Origin of the sequence: Mesorhizobium sp. C120A (assembly GCF_030323105.1) — a bacterium.
GTDB lineage: Bacteria > Pseudomonadota > Alphaproteobacteria > Rhizobiales > Rhizobiaceae > Mesorhizobium.
The window spans coordinates 1,263,939-1,282,168 of sequence record NZ_CP100476.1; the positions used below are offsets into that span (position 1 = coordinate 1,263,939).

The 18,230-nt window shown below is 63.2% G+C and carries 18 protein-coding genes and 1 pseudogene; 12 read left to right on the top strand and 7 right to left on the bottom strand.

The annotated features are described in order from the left end of the window. Positions 1-3: 3 nt before the first annotated feature. The 3 genes from NL532_RS06210 to NL532_RS06220 all read right to left on the bottom strand — a co-directional run bounded on the left by NL532_RS06210 (position 4) and on the right by NL532_RS06220 (position 2,221). Positions 4-654, bottom strand: a complete 651-nt coding sequence (locus NL532_RS06210) for an amino acid ABC transporter permease (protein ID WP_023828366.1) — start codon at positions 652-654, stop codon at positions 4-6. A 1-nt stretch (position 655) separates the two neighbouring features. Further along, positions 656-1,321, bottom strand: a complete 666-nt coding sequence (locus NL532_RS06215) for an amino acid ABC transporter permease (protein ID WP_023673106.1) — start codon at positions 1,319-1,321, stop codon at positions 656-658. Between the two features lie 69 nt (positions 1,322-1,390). Next, positions 1,391-2,221 (bottom strand): transporter substrate-binding protein, encoded by an 831-nt coding sequence (locus tag NL532_RS06220; RefSeq protein WP_023828367.1) that lies wholly within the window; start codon positions 2,219-2,221, stop codon positions 1,391-1,393. Between the two features lie 155 nt (positions 2,222-2,376). Here NL532_RS06220 and NL532_RS06225 point away from each other — a divergent pair, with 155 nt between their 5' ends. After that, entirely contained in the window at positions 2,377-3,192 is an 816-nt protein-coding gene (locus tag NL532_RS06225) for an IclR family transcriptional regulator (RefSeq protein WP_023702771.1), read from the top strand. A 24-nt stretch (positions 3,193-3,216) separates the two neighbouring features. On the opposite strand, the gene NL532_RS06230 is transcribed toward NL532_RS06225, so the two are convergent. Continuing rightward, positions 3,217-3,420 (bottom strand): YdcH family protein, encoded by a 204-nt coding sequence (locus NL532_RS06230; protein ID WP_023673103.1) that lies wholly within the window; start codon positions 3,418-3,420, stop codon positions 3,217-3,219. A gap of 240 nt (positions 3,421-3,660) precedes the next feature. Between NL532_RS06230 and NL532_RS06235 the strand changes: the two genes are divergently transcribed. The 7 genes and pseudogenes from NL532_RS06235 (at position 3,661) to NL532_RS06265 (ending at position 8,932) form a co-directional block, all read left to right on the top strand. Further along, positions 3,661-3,840 (top strand): YdcH family protein, encoded by a 180-nt coding sequence (locus NL532_RS06235; RefSeq protein WP_023684024.1) that lies wholly within the window; start codon positions 3,661-3,663, stop codon positions 3,838-3,840. Between the two features lie 286 nt (positions 3,841-4,126). Next, positions 4,127-5,380, top strand: coding sequence for a flavodoxin-dependent (E)-4-hydroxy-3-methylbut-2-enyl-diphosphate synthase (gene ispG / locus NL532_RS06240; protein WP_023690059.1), 1,254 nt, complete (start codon positions 4,127-4,129; stop codon positions 5,378-5,380). A 3-nt stretch (positions 5,381-5,383) separates the two neighbouring features. Then, entirely contained in the window at positions 5,384-6,241 is an 858-nt protein-coding gene (locus tag NL532_RS06245) for a lytic transglycosylase domain-containing protein (RefSeq protein WP_023828368.1), read from the top strand. Positions 6,242-6,249: 8 nt separating this feature from the next. Continuing rightward, positions 6,250-6,801, top strand: a complete 552-nt coding sequence (locus tag NL532_RS06250) for a chloramphenicol phosphotransferase CPT family protein (protein WP_023828369.1) — start codon at positions 6,250-6,252, stop codon at positions 6,799-6,801. A gap of 169 nt (positions 6,802-6,970) precedes the next feature. Next, a complete protein-coding gene (locus tag NL532_RS06255) occupies positions 6,971-8,101 on the top strand; it encodes a sterol desaturase family protein (RefSeq protein ID WP_023825018.1) in 1,131 nt (376 codons plus the stop codon). A gap of 151 nt (positions 8,102-8,252) precedes the next feature. Further along, positions 8,253-8,654 (top strand): annotated as a pseudogene (locus NL532_RS06260) (Stf0 family sulfotransferase); the annotation flags it as partial. A gap of 122 nt (positions 8,655-8,776) precedes the next feature. Beyond that, positions 8,777-8,932, top strand: coding sequence for a Stf0 family sulfotransferase (locus NL532_RS06265; RefSeq protein WP_286488147.1), 156 nt, complete (start codon positions 8,777-8,779; stop codon positions 8,930-8,932). On the opposite strand, the gene NL532_RS06270 is transcribed toward NL532_RS06265, so the two are convergent. From NL532_RS06270 to NL532_RS06280, 3 genes are all read right to left on the bottom strand, one after another. Continuing rightward, positions 8,933-11,275 (bottom strand): response regulator, encoded by a 2,343-nt coding sequence (locus tag NL532_RS06270; RefSeq protein WP_286487960.1) that lies wholly within the window; start codon positions 11,273-11,275, stop codon positions 8,933-8,935. 85 nt (positions 11,276-11,360) lie between these two features. Further along, on the bottom strand, positions 11,361-11,546 hold the full coding sequence (locus tag NL532_RS06275; RefSeq protein ID WP_023684018.1) for a hypothetical protein: 186 nt from the start codon (positions 11,544-11,546) through the stop codon (positions 11,361-11,363). A gap of 37 nt (positions 11,547-11,583) precedes the next feature. Then, complete coding sequence (locus NL532_RS06280) at positions 11,584-12,603, bottom strand: LacI family DNA-binding transcriptional regulator (protein ID WP_031195645.1); 1,020 nt, start codon at positions 12,601-12,603, stop codon at positions 11,584-11,586. Positions 12,604-12,821: 218 nt separating this feature from the next. On the opposite strand from NL532_RS06280, the gene NL532_RS06285 reads away from it, so the two are divergent. The 4 genes from NL532_RS06285 (at position 12,822) to NL532_RS06300 (ending at position 18,152) form a co-directional block, all read left to right on the top strand. Next, entirely contained in the window at positions 12,822-13,655 is an 834-nt protein-coding gene (locus NL532_RS06285; RefSeq protein WP_050587494.1) for an inositol monophosphatase family protein, read from the top strand. 61 nt (positions 13,656-13,716) lie between these two features. Further along, the gene (locus tag NL532_RS06290) at positions 13,717-14,742 is read left to right on the top strand and encodes an ABC transporter substrate-binding protein (protein WP_023828370.1); all 1,026 of its coding nucleotides are present in this window, start codon (positions 13,717-13,719) and stop codon (positions 14,740-14,742) included. A 90-nt stretch (positions 14,743-14,832) separates the two neighbouring features. Then, the gene (locus NL532_RS06295) at positions 14,833-17,037 is read left to right on the top strand and encodes an ABC transporter permease (protein ID WP_023733036.1); all 2,205 of its coding nucleotides are present in this window, start codon (positions 14,833-14,835) and stop codon (positions 17,035-17,037) included. A gap of 14 nt (positions 17,038-17,051) precedes the next feature. After that, positions 17,052-18,152, top strand: a complete 1,101-nt coding sequence (locus NL532_RS06300; protein WP_050590378.1) for an ABC transporter ATP-binding protein — start codon at positions 17,052-17,054, stop codon at positions 18,150-18,152. The last annotated feature ends 78 nt before the right edge of the window (positions 18,153-18,230 follow it).

Sequence of the window (18,230 nt, forward strand, 5' to 3'; positions counted from 1 at the left end):
GTGCTAGTCCCGGATGAAGGCAAAGCGCCGTTCCAGCCGCCGGCTGGCGTAGGAAAGCGCATAGTTGACGGCGAAATAGATCAAGGCGCCGAGGATGTAGAGCGGCATCGCCTCATAGGTGCGGCCGATGACCTGGTTGATCGCCTGCATCAGGTCGGTGATGCCGAGCAGCGAGACCAGGGCGCTGCCCTTGACCGCATCGGTGACGCCGTTGATCCAGGGCGGCAGGAAGCGCCGGAAGGCCTGCGGAAAGATGACGTAGGTGAGCCGCTGGCGAAAAGTCAGCCCAATCGCCATCGCCGCCTCGGACTGCCCTTTGGGAATGGAGCCGACGGCGCCGCGGAGATACTCAATGACCTGCGCGGTCTTGAACAAGGTGAGCGCCAACACCGCCGCCGAGAAGGATTGCAGATGCACGCCGATGGCCGGCAGGCCGTAATAGACGAAGAACATCAGCACCAGGATCGGGATGCCGCGGATGGTGTCGGAGAAGATGCGCACGGCCCAGCGCACCGGCGCCGGGCCGTAGACCAGGCCGACGCCGAGCGCGACGCCGGCAATCAGCGACAGCACCACGACCAGCAGCGACACCCACAAGGTGATGGCGAAGCCCTGGGCGAGGAACGGTACGGCGTAGAGGATCTGGCTCAGCATGTCAGCGCGCAGCCCTGAACCGGCGTTCGACCAGCCGCAGCCCGAAGAGTAGGGTGTAGCCGGTCACCAGGTACATCGCCGTCGTCACCAGATAGACCTCGACAATGCGGAAGGTGTTGAAGTTGATCCACTGGGCGCCGAAGGTGAGCTCGGGCACCGAGATCACCGAGGCGATCGACGTGTCCTTGAACAGCGAGATGAAGGTGTTGGACAGCGCCGGCAGCGTGATGCGCAGCATGGTCGGCAGGCGCACATGAACCAGCCGCTGCCAGGGCGTCAGGCCGATGGCTTTGCCGGCATCGAGCTGGCCGCGCGGCACGGCTTCCAGGCCGGAGCGGAACACCTCGACCAGATAGGCGCCGCTATAGACCGACAGCGTCAGCACGAACGAGGTCGGCGCGTCGTAGGCGACGTCGATCACCGTCGGCAGGCCGTAGAAGACAAGATAGACGAGCAGGATCAGCGGCACGTTGCGGATGAATTCGACGTAGGCCGCAATGATGGCGCGCACCACGCGTCCGGCCGAGACATACCAGACCGCCAGCATCAGGCCGATGACGACGCCGATGGCAATCGAAATCACGGCAAGCTCGAGGCTGAGCAGAAGGCCGCCCCACAGCTTGTCGAAATGGCGCCAGATCAGGTTGAAGTTGAGCGTATAGCCCATGCGTCTCCCGCAATAACCAAGGGGATGCGAACTAGAAGGCGGAAGGGCTAACCCTTCCGCCAGCACTTGTCAGACAACCGGGAAACCGGGATGGCGGGCCGGCGGCTCCTGGCCGAAATAGTCCTTGAAGGCGGCGTCGTAGAGTGCGGTCTCATGGCCGAACATGGCGATGGTGAAGGTCTGGTTGACGAAGGTCAGCCAGTCCAGGTCGCCCTGCCTGACCGCCGCGCCGTAGAGCATCGAGTACCAGCTCTTGCCGGCATCGAAATATTTGTCGGGGTTGCGCGAGGCCAGCCAGCGCACGGTTGAAAGATCGACAGCGGCGGCATCGGCGCGTTTCGATTCCAGTGCCTGCAGCACATTGGCCTGGGTGTCGATCTGCAGCACCTGCGCCTCCGGCAGGGCGTAATGGACCGAGCTTTCGGCATCGACATTCTGCAGGACCGAGATGCGCGTCGCCGAACCGCCGGCGAGCAGCTTGTCGAAGGTCTTGTTTTCCGCCGTCGGCAGCGTCAGCAGGGCGACGCCCTCGACATAGTATGGCCTGGAGAAGTGGATCAGCTGCGAGCGCTGCGCGGTCATGGTCATGAACTGGATGGTGATGTCGACCTTGTTGGTGGTGACATTGGGGATGCGCTGCGCCGGATCCTGCATGACGAACTCGACCTTGCTCGGATCGTCGAACAGACCCTTGGCCAGGATGCGGCCCATGGTGATGTCCATGCCGACCAGCTCGCCGGCATCGTTTTCGAAATGCCATGGCGCGTTGGTGCTGCCGGTGCCGACGATCAGCTTGCCGCGGTCAAGCGCGGTGCGCAGAACGCTGTCGGATGCGGCTTGTGCCGCCGCCTTTTCGGCGCTGACAACGGTCATCACGCCCGCCGTTGCGAGCCCGGCCATGCCCAGTTTCAGAAAATCTCGTTTGGATGTGTCGTTCACTGCGACCTCCTGTTGTTTGAGTTCCCCTTACAGACACACGTGTCGCCGACCTGATTGTCTCTTACAATAGACACATGTATCCTATACAAGACAGATACTAACATCAGGAATCAGTTATGCAAGACAGCAATGGACTCACGGATCGGGCGGAGCTTGGTCCAGCCGAGAGCCCGACGCCCGACAAGACCTCCGGCTCGCGCGAGAAGGGCCTCAACCGGGTGCTGGAGATCCTGGACTTCCTGCATGTTACGCAGCGCGCCATCGGCATTGGCGATCTCGCCAAGGGGGTGAATGCGCCGCGCTCCACCGCCTATACGCTGGTGCGCTCGCTGGTCGATGCGGGTCTCCTGGAGATGGAGGGCGACGGCAACCGGGTCTATTTCGGCAAGAAGCTCTACCTCTATGGGATGGACTATGTCAGGGGCAACGACCTGCTTAGGCGGGGCCGGCAGGAGGTCGACAATCTGTCGCGCGAGACCGGCGAGACCTCCGAATTGTGCATGCTGCAAAGCGGGCGCTATACCATCGTCCATTCCAGCCCCGGCACCAGGCCGTTCCGCATCAGCTCGGCCACCGGCCTGCAGATCCCGCTGCCATGGACGGCATCGGGGCGGCTGCTTCTGGCCGGATTGGAAAGGGCCGCCATCCAGGACATGGTCTCGGAAGACGACCTTTTGCTGCCCGACGGCCGCAGGCTGCAGTTCGACGACTTCATTGCCGATATCGCGACGGCCAGAACGACCGGCTATTGCATCACTTCGGGGCTGGTCGACGCCTACACCAAATGCCTGGCCGCCCCTGTCTTCGCGGCCGCCGGCAAGGTCGAGGCGACGATGTGCCTGGTGGTGCCGATCGACACTTCAGCGGAGAAGACCGACGAATTGCTGACGTTGTTGCGCCATCGCGCGGCGCGGCTGTCGATAGCGGGGTGAGCAGTTAGGTCCGGAGGCCGTCGGCTAAGCGATGATGTCCGGAATGATCTTGTCTTCCAGCGCCATCAGCCGGTCCTTGAGGAAAAGCTTCTTCTTCTTCATACGCTGGATCTGCAAGGGGTCGCAGCCCATGGCGATCATCGCATTGATGGCCGCGTCGAAATCGGCATGCTCCTGCTTCAGGCGGGAAAATTCGAGGCGGACATCGGCCTTTTCCTGGTCGGACATTCTCTACCGTCTGCATGTCTGCGGCGCCCGGCAATGGGCATGATTGGGCGGGGGCGGCATCAATTGCCGCCGGCGCGCAGCCAATATCACATATCACATTGTCGTGGAATGCTACCACGCAGCATTCGACATCGCAGCCGGATGGTGGCAGACTGTCATGGTGCCGTCACAGATGCGACCTGCGGTGGACGTGCCTTTGACGGCTGCAATCGAGGAAAACCATGAAAGGGAGAACCAATCATGTCTCTTGCATCCCATCTTGATGAGTTGCAGCGGAAACACGGTGATATCGAACGCGAGATCGACGATGCGATGAACCATCCATCGGTCGACGACCTCGAAATCGTGAATCTGAAGCGACGCAAGCTGGCACTCAAGGACGAGATTGAAAAACTGAAGGCGAAACCGACGAGACACTGACGCCCTTCCAGGATTAGACGCGCCGCCTTGGCGCGTGACTATCGCTCCGGTGGCGACATGCCGCCGGAGGCCTGTTTTTGCTACTGATTCCGATACTGTTGGCCGGCGAAACCCGTCTGTGGGGCGCCGCGCTGCTGCGATTTGGCGGCTCTGCTTGTCTGTCGCCATTGACAAGCCATCTTTGCTCCTCCACCTCATGCCCGAACCTCAGCGCTATGCGCTGATAGCTGTTTGAGCGTGCGTCGACGTGGACGTATGTCGCTCGGGTGATCAAGAGGCTGCCGGCATGACCGGGTATTTTTCCTCCCCCTTTGCGCGCCGGACATCGGTCGGCGTCGATGTCGGCGGCGTGGTCGTCGGCGGCGGCGCGCCGGTCGTGGTGCAGTCGATGACCAACACCGACACGGCCGATATCGACCAGACCGTCGCGCAGGTTGCGGCTTTGCATCGCGCCGGCTCCGAGATCGTGCGCATCACCGTCGATCGGGACGAGAGCGCCGCCGCCGTGCCGCGCATCCGCGAACGGCTCGAACGGCTCGGCATCAATGTGCCGCTGGTCGGCGACTTCCACTATATCGGCCACAAGCTGCTGGCCGACCATCCAGCCTGCGCCGAGGCGCTGGCCAAATACCGCATCAATCCTGGCAATGTCGGCTTCAAGGACAAGAAGGACCGCCAGTTCGCCGCGATCGTCGAAATGGCGATCAGGCATGACAAGCCGGTGCGCATCGGCGTCAATTGGGGGTCGCTCGATCAGGAGCTGCTCACCCGGCTGATGGACGAAAACCAGCGCCAAGGCTTTCCGCTGACGGCGCAGGAAGTAACCCGCGAAGCGATCGTGCAGTCGGCCATCCTGTCGGCCGAAATGGCCGAAGAGATAGGCCTCGCCCGCGAAAAGATCATCCTGTCGGCCAAGGTCAGCGGCGTGCAGGATTTGATCGCCGTCTATGCCGAGCTTGCCACGCGCTCCAACCATGCGCTGCATCTTGGCCTCACCGAAGCCGGCATGGGATCCAAGGGCATCGTCGCCTCGTCGGCTGCCATGGGCATCCTCTTGCAGCAAGGCATTGGCGACACCATCCGCATCTCGCTGACGCCGGAGCCGAATGGCGACCGCACGCGCGAGGTGCAGGTCTCGCAGGAACTGCTGCAGACCATGGGCTTCCGTCAGTTCGTGCCGATCGTCGCCGCTTGCCCCGGCTGCGGCCGCACGACCTCCACCGTGTTCCAGGAGCTCGCCCAGAACATCCAGGCCGATTTGCGCAAGAACATGCCGGTCTGGCGGGAGAAATATCCCGGCGTCGAGAACCTCAAGGTCGCGGTGATGGGCTGCATCGTCAACGGCCCCGGCGAATCCAAGCACGCCGATATCGGCATATCGCTGCCCGGCACCGGCGAGACGCCGACCGCACCCGTCTTCGTCGACGGCAAGAAGTCGGCGACGCTGCGCGGTCCGTCGATCGCCGCCGATTTCGAAAAAATGGTTGCCGACTATATCGAGCGGCGGTTTGGCCAGCACGGCAAAGCCGCGGCCGAATGAGCCATGCGGGGGCTGCTCAAAGCCGGGGTGATCCTGCTCTGCGGGCTGAGTGCCGGACAGGCACTTGCCGATCCACCGCAATCGCGCTCGGCGGCGAAACGATTGATCGGCCGTGTCTGTGACCTGATCGAGACGCATGCCGAGCGGAACGGCCTGCCGAAGGATTACTTCGCCCGGCTGATCTGGAAAGAAAGCCGCTTCGATCCCAATGCGGTTAGCCCGGTGGGCGCCGAAGGCATCGCCCAGTTCATGCCGGGCACCGCCAAAATGCGCGGGCTGGCCGATCCTTTCGACATCGAGCAGGCGATCCCGGCTTCGGCGAAATATCTCGGCGAGATGAAGCTCGCCTACGGCAATCTCGGCCTGGCGGCGGCCGCCTACAATGCCGGCGAGAACCGGGTGTCGCGCTGGCTGGGTTCGGGCGGCTTCCTGCCGATGGAGACAGAGAGCTATGTCTTCGACGTCATGGGCGAACCCGTCGACAAGTTTTCCGACAGCGCTTACATCGGGACGGTCGAGCCGCTCGACGCGAAAACCAGCTTTGCCGTCGCCTGCCGCAAGCTGCCGGTGATCATGTCGAGAACCGTGGCGATGGCGTCGATCAATGTGAAGCCATGGGGCGTCCAGGTGGCCGGCAATTTCCGCAGGGGCGCGGCGATCAATCAGTGGCTGAGGGTCAGGAGCCGGTTTCCGGCGCTGCTTTCCGGTCGTGACCCGGTGGTCAGCCGGGTGCGCACGCCGATCGGCCGACGCGGCATCTACGCCGTCAGGATCGGCGTCGACGACCGCGCCGCCGCCAACGTCATCTGCCAGAAACTGCAAAGCGTCGGCGGCGCCTGTATCGTCGTGCGCAACCGATAGGGGGCGACATGACGGCCAAAATCGTCCTGCTCAATGGCGTCGGCAGCGCCGGCAAAAGCTTGATCGCCAGGGCGCTGCAAACAATCGCCACCGAGCCCTTCCTGCATGTCCAGATGGATGCTTTCATCGACATGCTGCCGCCGGCGCTGCAGGATCATGCCGACGGGTTTTCCTTTGAGACCGTGCTGGAAGACGGCAAGCCGTCGGTGGTGATCAGGAGCGGGCCGGTCGGCGCGCGAGCCATGCGCGGCATGCGCCATGCCATCGCCGCCATGGCCGGGCAAGGCAACAATCTCATCGTCGACGACGTGATCTTCAATGAAGAGATAGCGGAGTATGTCGAGTTGCTGTCGAGCTTTGACCTGCATCTGGTCGGCGTCATGGCGCCGCTGGAGGTGCTGGAAGCGCGCGAGGCCGCGTGCGCCGACAGGCTGCCTGGCCTGGCGCGCTGGCAATATGGACGCGTCCACAAGGGCATGGACTACGACCTCGAAGTCGACACCAGCCTGCTGACGCCGCTTGAATGCGCCCGTCGCATCCAGGAAAGATTCCGACTATAGTGGCCGGTGTCTTTGACACGATCGCAGCTTTTACCAATTGCCCAAAACGCAGATAGCCGTCTCTGGCCTGCAAAGTCGTGTCGATTAATATTTATGAGCCTTGCTGTAGTAAGACGGGTCGAAATTTCTGGCGAGACCTTTGGGGCCGTTAACGGGGGAACATCTGCCGGTGACAAATTTCCTTAGACGCGTCGTCGGTGAACTTGAAACGCCGCGCGCCAAACGGCCGTTCGGTTCTGGCTGGCTGTCCGGCTCGATTGGCTTGCTTGCCGGGGTCACCGCCCTGCTGATGGTCATCGTGCTGCGCTACCCGTCGCTTACATCGATGCCGGATCTGGCCCCCATCCACCAGATGCTGTTCTTCAAGCCGGTGCTCTATTTCGTCCTCATCTCCGGCTATATCCTGGCGATCCTCAGCATGACGCTGCGCAGGCAAAAGACGCTCGGCGCGGCAGCCATGTTCACTGTGCTGCTGGCGTCGCTGGTCGGCATGCTTCCGGTGCGCCATCAACTGCACATAGACGGGGTGTTCTTCGGGCTCGATTTCTTCATCCTGAACGCCTTGTTCATGGGTGTGCTGTTCGTCCCGCTCGAACGTCTTTTCGCGCGCAACAAGGATCAGACCGTGTTCCGCGACGAATGGCGCGAGGACCTGTTCTACTATCTGGTCTCATCGCTGCTGGTGCAGATTTTGACCTACCTGACCTTGGCGCCGTCCAACTTCGTCAATGCGCAGGGCGCCCTTGGTTCGGTGCGCGCCTGGGTCCACGACTTGCCGTGGCTGGTGCAACTGCTGGCGGTAATGTTCCTGACCGACTTTGCCCAGTATTGGGTGCATCGGGCCTTTCATCGCATTCCCTGGCTGTGGAAGTTCCATGCCGTGCACCATTCCGCCAAGTCGATGGACTGGATTGCCGGTGCGCGCATGCATTTCCTGGAAATCATCGTGCTGCGCAGCCTGACGGCCACCCCGATGTTCGTGCTGGGGTTCGATGAATCGGCTATCCAGACGTATATATTGATCGTCTACGTCTATTCGTCTTTCATCCATTCCAACATCGGAACCAGTTTCGGTCCAGTCGAAAAGGTGCTGGTGTCGCCGCGTTACCACCACTGGCATCACGGCCTCGAGAAAGAAGCGATCGACGTAAACTTCGCCATCCATTTCCCGCTGCTCGACCGGCTGTTCGGTACCCACCATATGCCTGAAGGACGCTGGCCGAACGGCTACGGCATTCACGGACATCCCGTTCCGAACGGATACTGGCAGCAATTCCTCTATCCCTTCCGGCGCGGCTAGACTGGATCCATTAGCGAACCGCGCGTGTCACCGCGCCTGGCGAGGTAGCCCAATCCATGACAAGCGACAGAGCCCCCAGATGCGTGACGGCTACATAATCTGCGGCACGCCGAGAACCGGAAGCACATTGCTGTGCGGTCTGCTGGCATCGATGAAAACAGCCGGCGATCCGCACTCCTTCTATAGGCGGGAGGACAAGGCGGAATGGGCCGAAGAGTGGAAATTGCCGCATCCCGAGACGATGAGCGCGCATGACTTCGATGTCGCCTACCTCAAGGCGGCAATCAGCGCGGGAAAGGGCGGAACAGCCGTCTTCGGCTTGCGCCTGATGCGGGAGAACCTGGGTGAACTCTCGGCCATCCTCGACCGGATCTACCCAGACCTGCCATCGGACAAAGCACGCTTTGAAAAGGCCTTCGGGCGGGTCCTCTACATCCATCTTTCGCGCGAAAACAAGCTGGCGCAGGCGGTGTCGCTGATCAAGGCCGAGCAGACCGGGCTTTGGCACATCGCGCCCGACGGAACCGAGATCGAACGAGTCGCACCGCCGCAGGAACCCCGCTACGATTTCAAGCGGATCCAGCGCGAGCTTGCCGAACTCGAAGCCTATGACGGGCCTGGAACGTCTGGTTCGCGGAGCAGGGGATCGTCCCGCTGCGAATCGGCTATGAGCGCCTGTCAGCCGATCCGGCAGCGGCATTGGCATCCATCTGCGAGGCCCTGGGTGTTCCGGCGCCGAATGCCGCCGACATAAAGCCTGGCGTCGCCAAGCTCTCGGACGAGACCAGCCTCGACTGGATGCACCGCTATTGTCTGGACGCGGCGATTTGATCAAGCCCTCTTTACCGCCACCGTTTCGCTGAGCCATGTGCCGATCTTGCTGCCGAGACGGTCGGGCGACACCGGCTTGGGCAGATAGTCGTCCATGCCGGACTCGATACATTTGTCGCGGTCGCCCTTCAGTGCGTGCGCGGTGACGCCGATGATTGGTGTGTGATTGCCACTCGCTGCCTCCGCCGCCCGGATGGCGCGGGTCGCCTCGTAGCCGTTCATCTCCGGCATGGAGACGTCCATGAGGATCAGCTTCGGTCCCAGCGCCCGGTACATCTCGACGGCCGTGCGGCCATTGCTGGCGATGCGGTAGCTGAGGCCAAGCCCATTGAGGATCTGGCCGAACACCAGCTGGTTCACGTCATTGTCCTCGGCGATCAGAATATCGATCGGGCCGTTTGGCGTGGCGATCGATTCAGGCACTGTGGCCGCCGGAATTGCCGGGCCGCGAATGACGGTGAAGGCGGGTGGCGCCACAGGTGCCGCCTGCGGAACAACAGGCTCGCGAACAAACTGGGCCTTGCCGATCTGGGCCCGCACTTTCTGGATTGCCGAGATGACGGTGCCGAGCAGGACGGCCGAGCGCGCCGGCTTGGTGAGATGCGCGGCGATGCCGAAATCGATGACCATCTTGCCGAAATCGACCTGATCGACCGAGGTCAGCAGCACCACCGGGATGGCGGAGAGACGGCTGTCGGCGGAAATCGCCTTGGCGACATCGGCGCCGTTCATGCCGGGCATCTGGTAGTCGAGGATGATGCAGTCGACCGCAGCACCGAGTTGGCTGGCCCGGTCTAGAAAGGCGAGGCCGACGGCGCCGCTTTCGGCGGCCGCGCAGTCGAAGCTCCAGCTTCTGAGCTGCTCCAGCAAGATCTCGCGGTTGACCGGGTTGTCGTCGATGACCAGCACGCGAGCGCCGGTGACATCGACCGGCACGACCTCGTTGCGCGTGTCCTGCTGATGCGCCGGCAGCGGCACGGCGAACCAGAACACCGAGCCGCGGCCGATCTCGCTTTCGACGCCGATCTTGCCGCCCATCAGATCGATGAGGCGGGCGGCGATGGCAAGGCCGAGGCCGGTGCCTTCATGGCGGCGCGTCGACGAGCCGTCGACCTGCGCGAATTTCTCGAACACGTTCTCGAGCTTCTCGGCAGGAATGCCGATGCCTGTGTCCTCGACGCGGACCTTGAGCTGGACCATGCCGTCGACCACCTCGCCGCCGACATCGATCAGCACATGGCCCTTCTCGGTGAACTTCACCGCATTGCCGAGCAGATTGGTGACGATCTGACGGAACCGTCCGGCATCGCCGACGCCATGGGCAGGCAGGCGCGGGTCGACACGCACGATCAGCTCGAGGTTCTTTTCGGCGACGCGCGCCGACACCAGTGTGGCCACGTCCTCGACCGCTTCGGCAAGCCGGAAGGGTGCAGGATCGAGCGTCAGCTGACCGGCATTGATCTTGGAGAAATCGAGGATGTCGTTGATGATGGTGAGCAGCGCATTGCCGGACTTGACGATGACTTCGGTGAAGGTTTTCTGGCGCGCGTTAAGCTCGGTCTTGGCGAGCAGTTCGGCCATGCCCAGCACGCCATTCATCGGCGTGCGGATCTCATGGCTCATATTGGCCAGGAATTCCGATTTGGCGCGGTCGGCCGCTTCGGCCTTGAACAAGGATGCGGCGGATTCGGTGAAGGCGCGGCGGATCGCCTTTTCCATCGGCCGGAAGATCCAGAGGGCAACGATGGCAAGAACCGCGAACAGAAGGCCGCTTGCCCACAACAGCAGCCTGTCGCTGGAGGCGTCGGCCAGATGGCGTTCGCCATCCATGGCGGTACGCACACGCACCAGCATCGGCTGGACGAACAGGTCGTTCTGGTTGAGGATTTCGCGCGAACTCCATTCGTCGGTCTGTTGCGCCGCCGACATCTGGTTGAAGTTGCGCACGATGTCGCGCGACGACCAGAACAGGTCGCCGTTGACGGCGGCCGACGAGAGTTCGTCCAGCGTTTTGGCCGACAGGCTCGGCTTGATCGCGGCCAACTCCGCGGACAGTGTTTCGATCTCGCTGGTCAGGCGTTGCGAATGGCCGCGCGCTGCGGCGGCAAGGCCGTCACGGGTTTCGGTGCGCCAGGTCGTGCTGGCGGTTTCGGCAAAGCTGGAGGCGTTGCGCAGGTCGCGGGTGAAGACGACGAGATTGCTGCTCAGCGCGTCGATGTCGTGGCGGAAGGAATTGACGCGATTGAGCGCAAACATCACCGCGGTGGAAGCCAGCGCAAAGATGAGCAATCCCGAGATGTAGCGGATCCGGATCGAGCGGATGAAGAAAGAATATTCCGGCATGCGCAACCCCAACACATACGCATCATTTTAACGGTCGGGATTACGCTTGATTTACATTAAAATTCCGTTCGCGCCTGGCGGGCCGTCAAGATCCTGGCTGCACGTGCCCGGAGTTGGCGCCATAGAGGGTGGCATCGCATTCGCGCATCATGCGCAGTGCTTCTTCCTCGGTCAGGCCGAACTTGCGCATCATGCTCCGGATTTCGGGGCCTACAGCTATCTCCACCGGTCTTGCCGCCTGGCGGGTCTTCCTGGCCTTTTTCTTGGACATCAGTACGTTTCCCGTCTTGACCGACACATGTTTCGCATCAGCCCTGACCCGGCCTCACCGTGCTGCGCCAGACCATGGGCGCATGGCAGATCAGGCGGCTGCCAGCCTCCTCCCGCGCGCCGGTCGCGAGCCGCACGGCGCGCCTGGCGATCTCCTCGATCGGCGGCGAGAACGTCGTCAGCCGGTAAGAGGCCCAGTCGGCCTGTTCAATGTCGTCAAAGCCGATGACGCAGAGATCGCGGGGTACGTTGATGCCGAACTCGTGGCGGGCCGCATCGAGAAAGCCGCACGCAATCAGGTCGGTCACGCAGAACGCCGCATCCGGCCGCTGCCGGCCGGAAAAGAGCCGCCTGGCGCCATCGGCTCCGGTGGCATAGCCGGTGCGGCCCTCGCGCCACACGGTCACCTCCAGCCCTTCCTTCTGCGCGGCGGTAAGGAAGGCGGTTTCGCGGGAGAGCAGGCTGGGCGTGCCGGCAGCCGAGGTCACCAAAGCGGGGCGGGTACAGCCGGCCCGGATGAAGGCATGCAGCGCTGCCTCTGCGGCTGCAGCGTTGTCGACACCGATATTGTGCGGGCCGTCGAAGCGGTCATCGCGATTGATCAGCACCAGCCGCTGGCCGTTCTCAAGACAGGTGCGGATCAGCAACTGCGGCGGCGAGCCGGACAGAACGATGCTCGCATCGGCGCGATAGTTCAGCGTGTTGCGCAGCGCCTGGTCGACATGGTGGCTGGGGCCGGAGGTGTTGAACACCATGGCCATTTTGCCGGCGTCCCGCAGATGTTGGGTCAGCGCCTTCTGCAGGCGGGCATGATAGGGCGTGTCGCCATCGGCAACGATGAGGCAGACAATGCCGGTCGAGGCCCGCATCAGGCCGCGAGCCAGATGGTTGACGTGATAGCCGAGTTGCTCGGCGGCCAGCATCACCCGCTCGCGGGTTTCCCCGGAAACGGAAGCGCCGGGCGTGAAGGTACGTGACACCGCCGAACGTGAAACCCCGGCGAGGTCGGCAACCTGCTGGGCGCTGGAAAAACCGGTGCGGATTCTCGGAACCGTCAAGCGAACGCTCTCGCTGCTGTTTTCGTGATTCTTTGCACGCCAGTGCAATGTAATGCAACTCTCCTGCCATTGCCACCCACCGCACTTGACAGGCATGGCCGAATGCAACAGCTTTGCACAGCCGTGCAATACAAGCCGGCTCAAGAGTGGCATCGGAGGAATACCCTGTCCATTTCGCCGAAGACGGCATTGAGGGCGCGATTGTCCGGACCGGCTGCATGAGCAGGGCGGCGGCGCATCCGAAGGCGGACCGGCTGTCCGAGGCCGAGATGGACAGGCGTGCCGAGGTCTGCCGGAAACTGCTTGTCACGGCCGGGCAACTGGCGATGGAAGGCTATGCCCGGCAGGGCGCCGTCCAGCCGGTGGCGATGAAAGGCCCGCAGGATTTTCTCACTGAAACCGACGGCAAGGTCGAGGAGCACATCCGCGCGACGCTGGCAGAGGCTTTTCCGCAGGACGGGTTTTTGGGCGAGGAAGGCGGTGGCATCGGCTCTGCCCGCATGTGGGTCGTCGACCCCATCGACGGCACCGCCAATTTCATGCGCGGTATTCCGCATTTCTGCATTTCGATAGCTTTCGTCGAGGACGGCCGCAGCGAGATCGGCGGCATTGCCAATCCGGCCATCGGCGAAACGTACTTTGCCCGTCGCGGGCACGGCGCGACGCGCAATGGCGCGCCGATCCATGTGTCGCCGACGCAAGCGTTCGACCGCGCCTTTGTCGAGTTCGGCTGGTCGCCCAGGATTCCCAATCGCGACTATCTGGACAAGGTGAGCCTTGTCTGGGCACTCGGCGCCAATGTGCGGCGCTCCGGCTCCGGAGCGCTTGGGCTGGCCTATGTGGCCGACGGCCGCTCGGATGCCTATGCCGAGCTGCACATCAATTCGTGGGACTGCCTGGCCGGATTGCTGCTGGTGGAGGAGGCCGGCGGCCGTGTGAACCGGTTCCTCGACGGCGACGGCATGGCGAAGGGCAATCCCGTGCTTGCGGCAGCACCCGGTGTCGCGGCGACATTGTCCCAGGTGATCGGAGTGCCGCTCGACGACGGGTAGATCGTTTCCAGTGAGAAGACAGGGAGGAATATCGATGAAGACATTTGACAGTAAGCAAGGCTTGCGCGCCGCCTGGCTTGGCCTTGGCGCGGCGCTGGCCATGTTCGGATTGGCGGGTGCCGCCCAGGCGGCCGACCGCAGCCTCACAATGTATTGCGCCGTCGACGAGGCCTGGTGCCGGGCGATGGCGACCACCTACCAGAAGGAGACGGGCGTCAGCGTCGACATGACCCGCATGAGCGCCGGCGAAATCTACGCCCGCCTCCGGGCCGAGAAGGACAATCCGCAAGCCGATATCTGGTGGGGCGGCACCGGCGACCCGCATCTGCAGGCGGCGGAAGAGGGCCTCACCCAGGAATACAAGTCGCCGCAACTGGCAAACCTGCGCGACTGGGCGCTGAAGCAGGCCGACAGGTCGAAGAACCGCACGGTCGGCATTTATCTCGGTGCGCTCGGCTATGGCTACAATGAGGAAGATCTGAAGCAGCGCGGGCTGACCGCGCCGGCGTGCTGGGCCGATCTGGTCAAGCCGGAATTCCAGGGCGAGATCGAGATGGCCGATCCGAATTCATCGGGCACGGCCTGGACCATGCTTGCCACCACCGTCCAGCTGATGGGCGAGGACAAGGCATTCGACTATCTCAAGCAGCTCAACAAGAACATCGCCGAATACACCAAGGCAGGGGCCGCGCCGGCACTCGCCGTCGGCAAGGGCGAGACGCTGATCGGCATCTCCTTCCAGCACGACGTGATCAATGCCGCGAAACAGAACCCTGCCGTGAAGGTGGTTTCGCCTTGCGAGGGCACCGGCTTCGAGATCGGCTCGATGAGCATCGTGACGGGCGCCAAGCATGTCGAAGAGGCGCAGAAATTCTACGACTGGGCGCTGAGCCCGGAAGCGCAGAAGCTCGCGGCGCCGAACGGCAGCTTCCAGATCCCGTCGAACACCGCCACGCCGGTGCCGCCCGAGGCGCCGGACCTCTCGAAGATCAAGCTGATCGACTACGACTTCGCCAAATACGGCTCGTCGGCCGAACGCAAGCGGCTGTTGAAGAAGTTCACCGATGAGGTCCGCAATGGCGGCTGAGCGCGTTCTTTCGCGCTCACTCTAGCATCTGATCGCCGGCTGCCCCTCGCGGCAGCCGGCGCACCATCCTTTGGCACAGAAAGACATTGAATGGCCGCGGCCGGTTCCATGGTCAGTTCCGCTCCTGGACGCAGCGCGCTCGCCTGGGTAATGGCCGCGTGGGCGAGCTTCGTGCTCTTGCCTTGGTACAAGGTCGAAGGCGGCTTCCTGTCGTTCGACTGGCTGGCACAGCCGGCGGATGCGACGCCGGCCATCATCCTGGCGCTCGGTGGCCGGCCCTGGCTGTTGCCGCTTGTCCTGCCGCTTTTGCTGGCGAGCTGGCTGGTGGCGCGCAACAACCCCAAGAGCCTTGCGGTTGCAGGCGCGGCGGGCCTGCTGTGGCTGGCCATCGAAGGCTTTTCCATCATCCATTCGGGCTGGGGATTTGGCTTGCTTACCCAGATCGCCGGCACGCCGGGACCGATACAGCCGGGGCTCGGCTGGGGTGCGGCGCTCTATGCCGTGGCGATGCTGATGTTCATCGCCGAGGCGCTCGCCGCGCGCGGCTGGTGCAAGGGCGACCGTTTCGTCGTCGGCTCGCTCTCAATCGTGATTGCTTCGCTGATCCTGTTCGTCGCCTATCCGCTGCTGTCGATCCTCACCTCGGCCATCAAGGACAATGACGGCAATGTCGTGCCGGCGCTGTTCTTCGAAAAGATCTTCAGCGCCAACATATGGAGCCTGCGCTGCCTCTATGGCGAGGGCTCCTGCGGCGTGGCGTGGAACACGGTGGCGATCGCAGTCCTCGTCGGCTTTTTCTGCACGGCGCTCGGCCTGGCGCTGGCGCTGATCGCGCTACGCACCAAGCTGCCGGCCAAATGGTTGCTGCGCGGCCTGTCCATCCTGCCGATCATCACGCCGCCCTTCGTCATCGGCCTGGCGTTGATCCTGCTGTTCGGCCGCGCCGGCATCGTCACCAACCTCATGTCGGTGCATCTCGGCATTCCGCGCAGCCGCTGGATCTATGGCATGGCCGGCATCACCATCGCGCAGGTGCTGGCCTTCACGCCGATCGCCTTCCTGGTTTTGGTCGGCGTGCTGCAAGGGGTCAGCCCGAGCATGGAGGAGGCGTCGCAGACCTTGCGCGCCAGCCGCTGGCGGACGTTTCGCACCGTCACCTGGCCGTTGATCCGGCCGGGCCTGGCCAGCGCCTTCCTGATCTCGTTCATCGAGAGCATGGCCGATTTCGCCAATCCGCTGGTGCTGGGAGGCAATTTCAACGTGCTGTCGACCGATATATTCTTCGCGGTGGTTGGCGCGGCGCACGACCAGGGCCGCGCGGCGGTGCTGGCGATCGTGCTGTTGATGTTCACGCTGGCAGCCTTCGTCATCCAGCGCCGCTGGATCGGCAGCCGCAGCTACGTCACCGTCGCAGGCAAGGGCGATGGCGGCGTACCGGCGACGCTGCCCAAGGCCTTGCGGATCGGCTGCTACGCCGCCGTCGTTCCGTGGCTGGTTCTGACCATCGTGGTCTACGGCATCATCCTGGGCGGCGGTTTCGTGCAATCGATCGGGCGCGACAACACGCCGACGCTCGAGTATTTCCTCACCGCCTTTTCGATCGAGAAAGGCGTCAATGGCTGGTTTTTCAGCGGCTCGGCCTGGCCGTCGCTGCTGATGACCATCGGCCTGGCGCTGGTGGCGATGCCGTTCACTGCGGCGCTCGGCATCCTGACGGCCTATCTGCTCGACCGGCAGCGTTTCGCCGGGCGCACCATGTTCGAGTTCCTGGCCATGATGAGTTTCGCCATTCCCGGCACGGTGATCGGCGTCAGTTATATCCTTGCCTTCAACGTGCCGCCGGTGCAGTTGACCGGTACCGGGTTGATCATCGTCATCTCCTTCATCTTCCGTAACATGCCGGTGGCGATCCGTGCCGGGCTCGCCAATCTGGGCCAGATCGACAAGAGCCTGGACGAGGCATCGCTGACGCTTGGGGCGCGGTCTTTTGCTACCTTGCTGCGGGTGATCCTGCCGATCCTGAAGCCGGCGATCGTGACCGCGATGATCTACAGTTTCGTGCGCGCGGTGACGGCGGTCAGCGCCGTCATCTTCCTGGCGAGCGGCCGGTTCAACCTTGCCACGGTCTACATTGTCGGGCGCGCAGATGTCGGCGAATACGGCATCGCGATTGTCTATTCGGCGGTGATGATCGTCGTCATGATGGTCATCCTCATCGGCATCCAGCTGCTGGTCGGCGAACGCCGGCTCGGCCGGCGCCGGCCTGGGGCGGAAGCCGTGGTGGCAGCAATCTGATGGGGAGAAGCGGCGTGGATCAGACGGCGAAGAATGCTGTCCCGGTTGTCACGGACAGGCCGGCCGTGCGGTTCGAGGGCGTCACCAAGAAATACGGCGCGGTGATCGCCGTCGACAATGTCAGCTTCGACATCGCGCCGGCCAGCCTGGTGACGCTGCTCGGGCCCTCGGGTTGCGGCAAGACGACGACGCTCAGGCTGATCGCCGGGCTGGAACAGACCAGCACCGGGCGCATCCTGATCGACGACAAGGACGTCACCTTGCTGTCCGCCGCCGAGCGAGATGTCTCCATGGTGTTCCAGTCCTATGCGCTGTTCCCGCACATGAACGTGATGGAGAATGTCAGCTACGGCTTGCGGGCTATGGGGCTTGGCAAGGCGCAGGCAGCCGAGCGCGCCGCCGAAAAGCTGTCGCTTGTCGGCCTGTCCGGCTACGAGAAGCGCCAGCCGAGCGAATTGTCCGGCGGCCAGCAGCAGCGCGTCGCGGTGGCGCGAGCCATCGTACTGGAGCCGAAGGTGCTGCTGTTCGACGAGCCGCTGTCCAATCTCGACGCCAAGCTGCGCCGGCGCGTGCGCGACGAAATCCGGGGTCTCCAGCAAGATCTGGCGCTGACCATGGTCTATGTCACGCATGACCAGGAAGAGGCGCTCGCCGTCTCCGACCGCATCATCGTCATGAACGCCGCTCGCGTCGCCCAGGACGGCACGCCGCGCGACCTCTACAACGAGCCGACCAACCGCTTCATCGCCGACTTCATGGGCGACGCCAATCTGCTCGACGTCGAGGTGCTTTCCAGCAATGCGACCAGTGCAAGGGTCAAGGTCGGACCCTTGCTGCTCGACATGCCGGGTCGCGGTAACGCTCCGGGGCCGGCGATGCTCGCTGTGCGCCCGAATGCCGTGCGCATCTTGCCCGGCCAGCCAGCGGGCACCATGAAGGGCCGGGTGGTCAAGAGCTCGTATCTCGGCGACCACATGGAATACCGCATCGCGATCAGCGATCCGGCGGTCGAACTGTTCGCGACATCGCCTGATGTCACACCCGCCGTGGCGGAAGGGACGATGGTCGGGATCGATTTCGATCCGGCGAAGATCGTGCTGATCAAAGACGATTGAACGCGCCGGGAAAACCGTTGCACACTTTCCCGGGGTTGCTTGGTGACGTTACAACAGGCGGCGACCAGGGATTAGCGA

Bases quoted from the DNA above. Each gene is read 5' to 3' on its own strand.
- NL532_RS06210 (WP_023828366.1), bottom strand. From the start codon at position 654: ATGCTGAGCCAGATCCTCTACGCCGTACCGTTCCTCGCCCAGGGCTTC.
- NL532_RS06215 (WP_023673106.1), bottom strand. From the start codon at position 1,321: ATGGGCTATACGCTCAACTTCAACCTGATCTGGCGCCATTTCGACAAG.
- NL532_RS06220 (WP_023828367.1), bottom strand. From the start codon at position 2,221: ATGGCCGGGCTCGCAACGGCGGGCGTGATGACCGTTGTCAGCGCCGAA.
- NL532_RS06225 (WP_023702771.1), top strand. From the start codon at position 2,377: ATGCAAGACAGCAATGGACTCACGGATCGGGCGGAGCTTGGTCCAGCC.
- NL532_RS06230 (WP_023673103.1), bottom strand. From the start codon at position 3,420: ATGTCCGACCAGGAAAAGGCCGATGTCCGCCTCGAATTTTCCCGCCTG.
- NL532_RS06235 (WP_023684024.1), top strand. From the start codon at position 3,661: ATGTCTCTTGCATCCCATCTTGATGAGTTGCAGCGGAAACACGGTGAT.
- ispG (WP_023690059.1), top strand. From the start codon at position 4,127: ATGACCGGGTATTTTTCCTCCCCCTTTGCGCGCCGGACATCGGTCGGC.
- NL532_RS06245 (WP_023828368.1), top strand. From the start codon at position 5,384: ATGCGGGGGCTGCTCAAAGCCGGGGTGATCCTGCTCTGCGGGCTGAGT.
- NL532_RS06250 (WP_023828369.1), top strand. From the start codon at position 6,250: ATGACGGCCAAAATCGTCCTGCTCAATGGCGTCGGCAGCGCCGGCAAA.
- NL532_RS06270 (WP_286487960.1), bottom strand. From the start codon at position 11,275: ATGCCGGAATATTCTTTCTTCATCCGCTCGATCCGGATCCGCTACATC.
- NL532_RS06275 (WP_023684018.1), bottom strand. From the start codon at position 11,546: ATGTCCAAGAAAAAGGCCAGGAAGACCCGCCAGGCGGCAAGACCGGTG.
- NL532_RS06285 (WP_050587494.1), top strand. From the start codon at position 12,822: ATGAGCAGGGCGGCGGCGCATCCGAAGGCGGACCGGCTGTCCGAGGCC.
- NL532_RS06295 (WP_023733036.1), top strand. From the start codon at position 14,833: ATGGCCGCGGCCGGTTCCATGGTCAGTTCCGCTCCTGGACGCAGCGCG.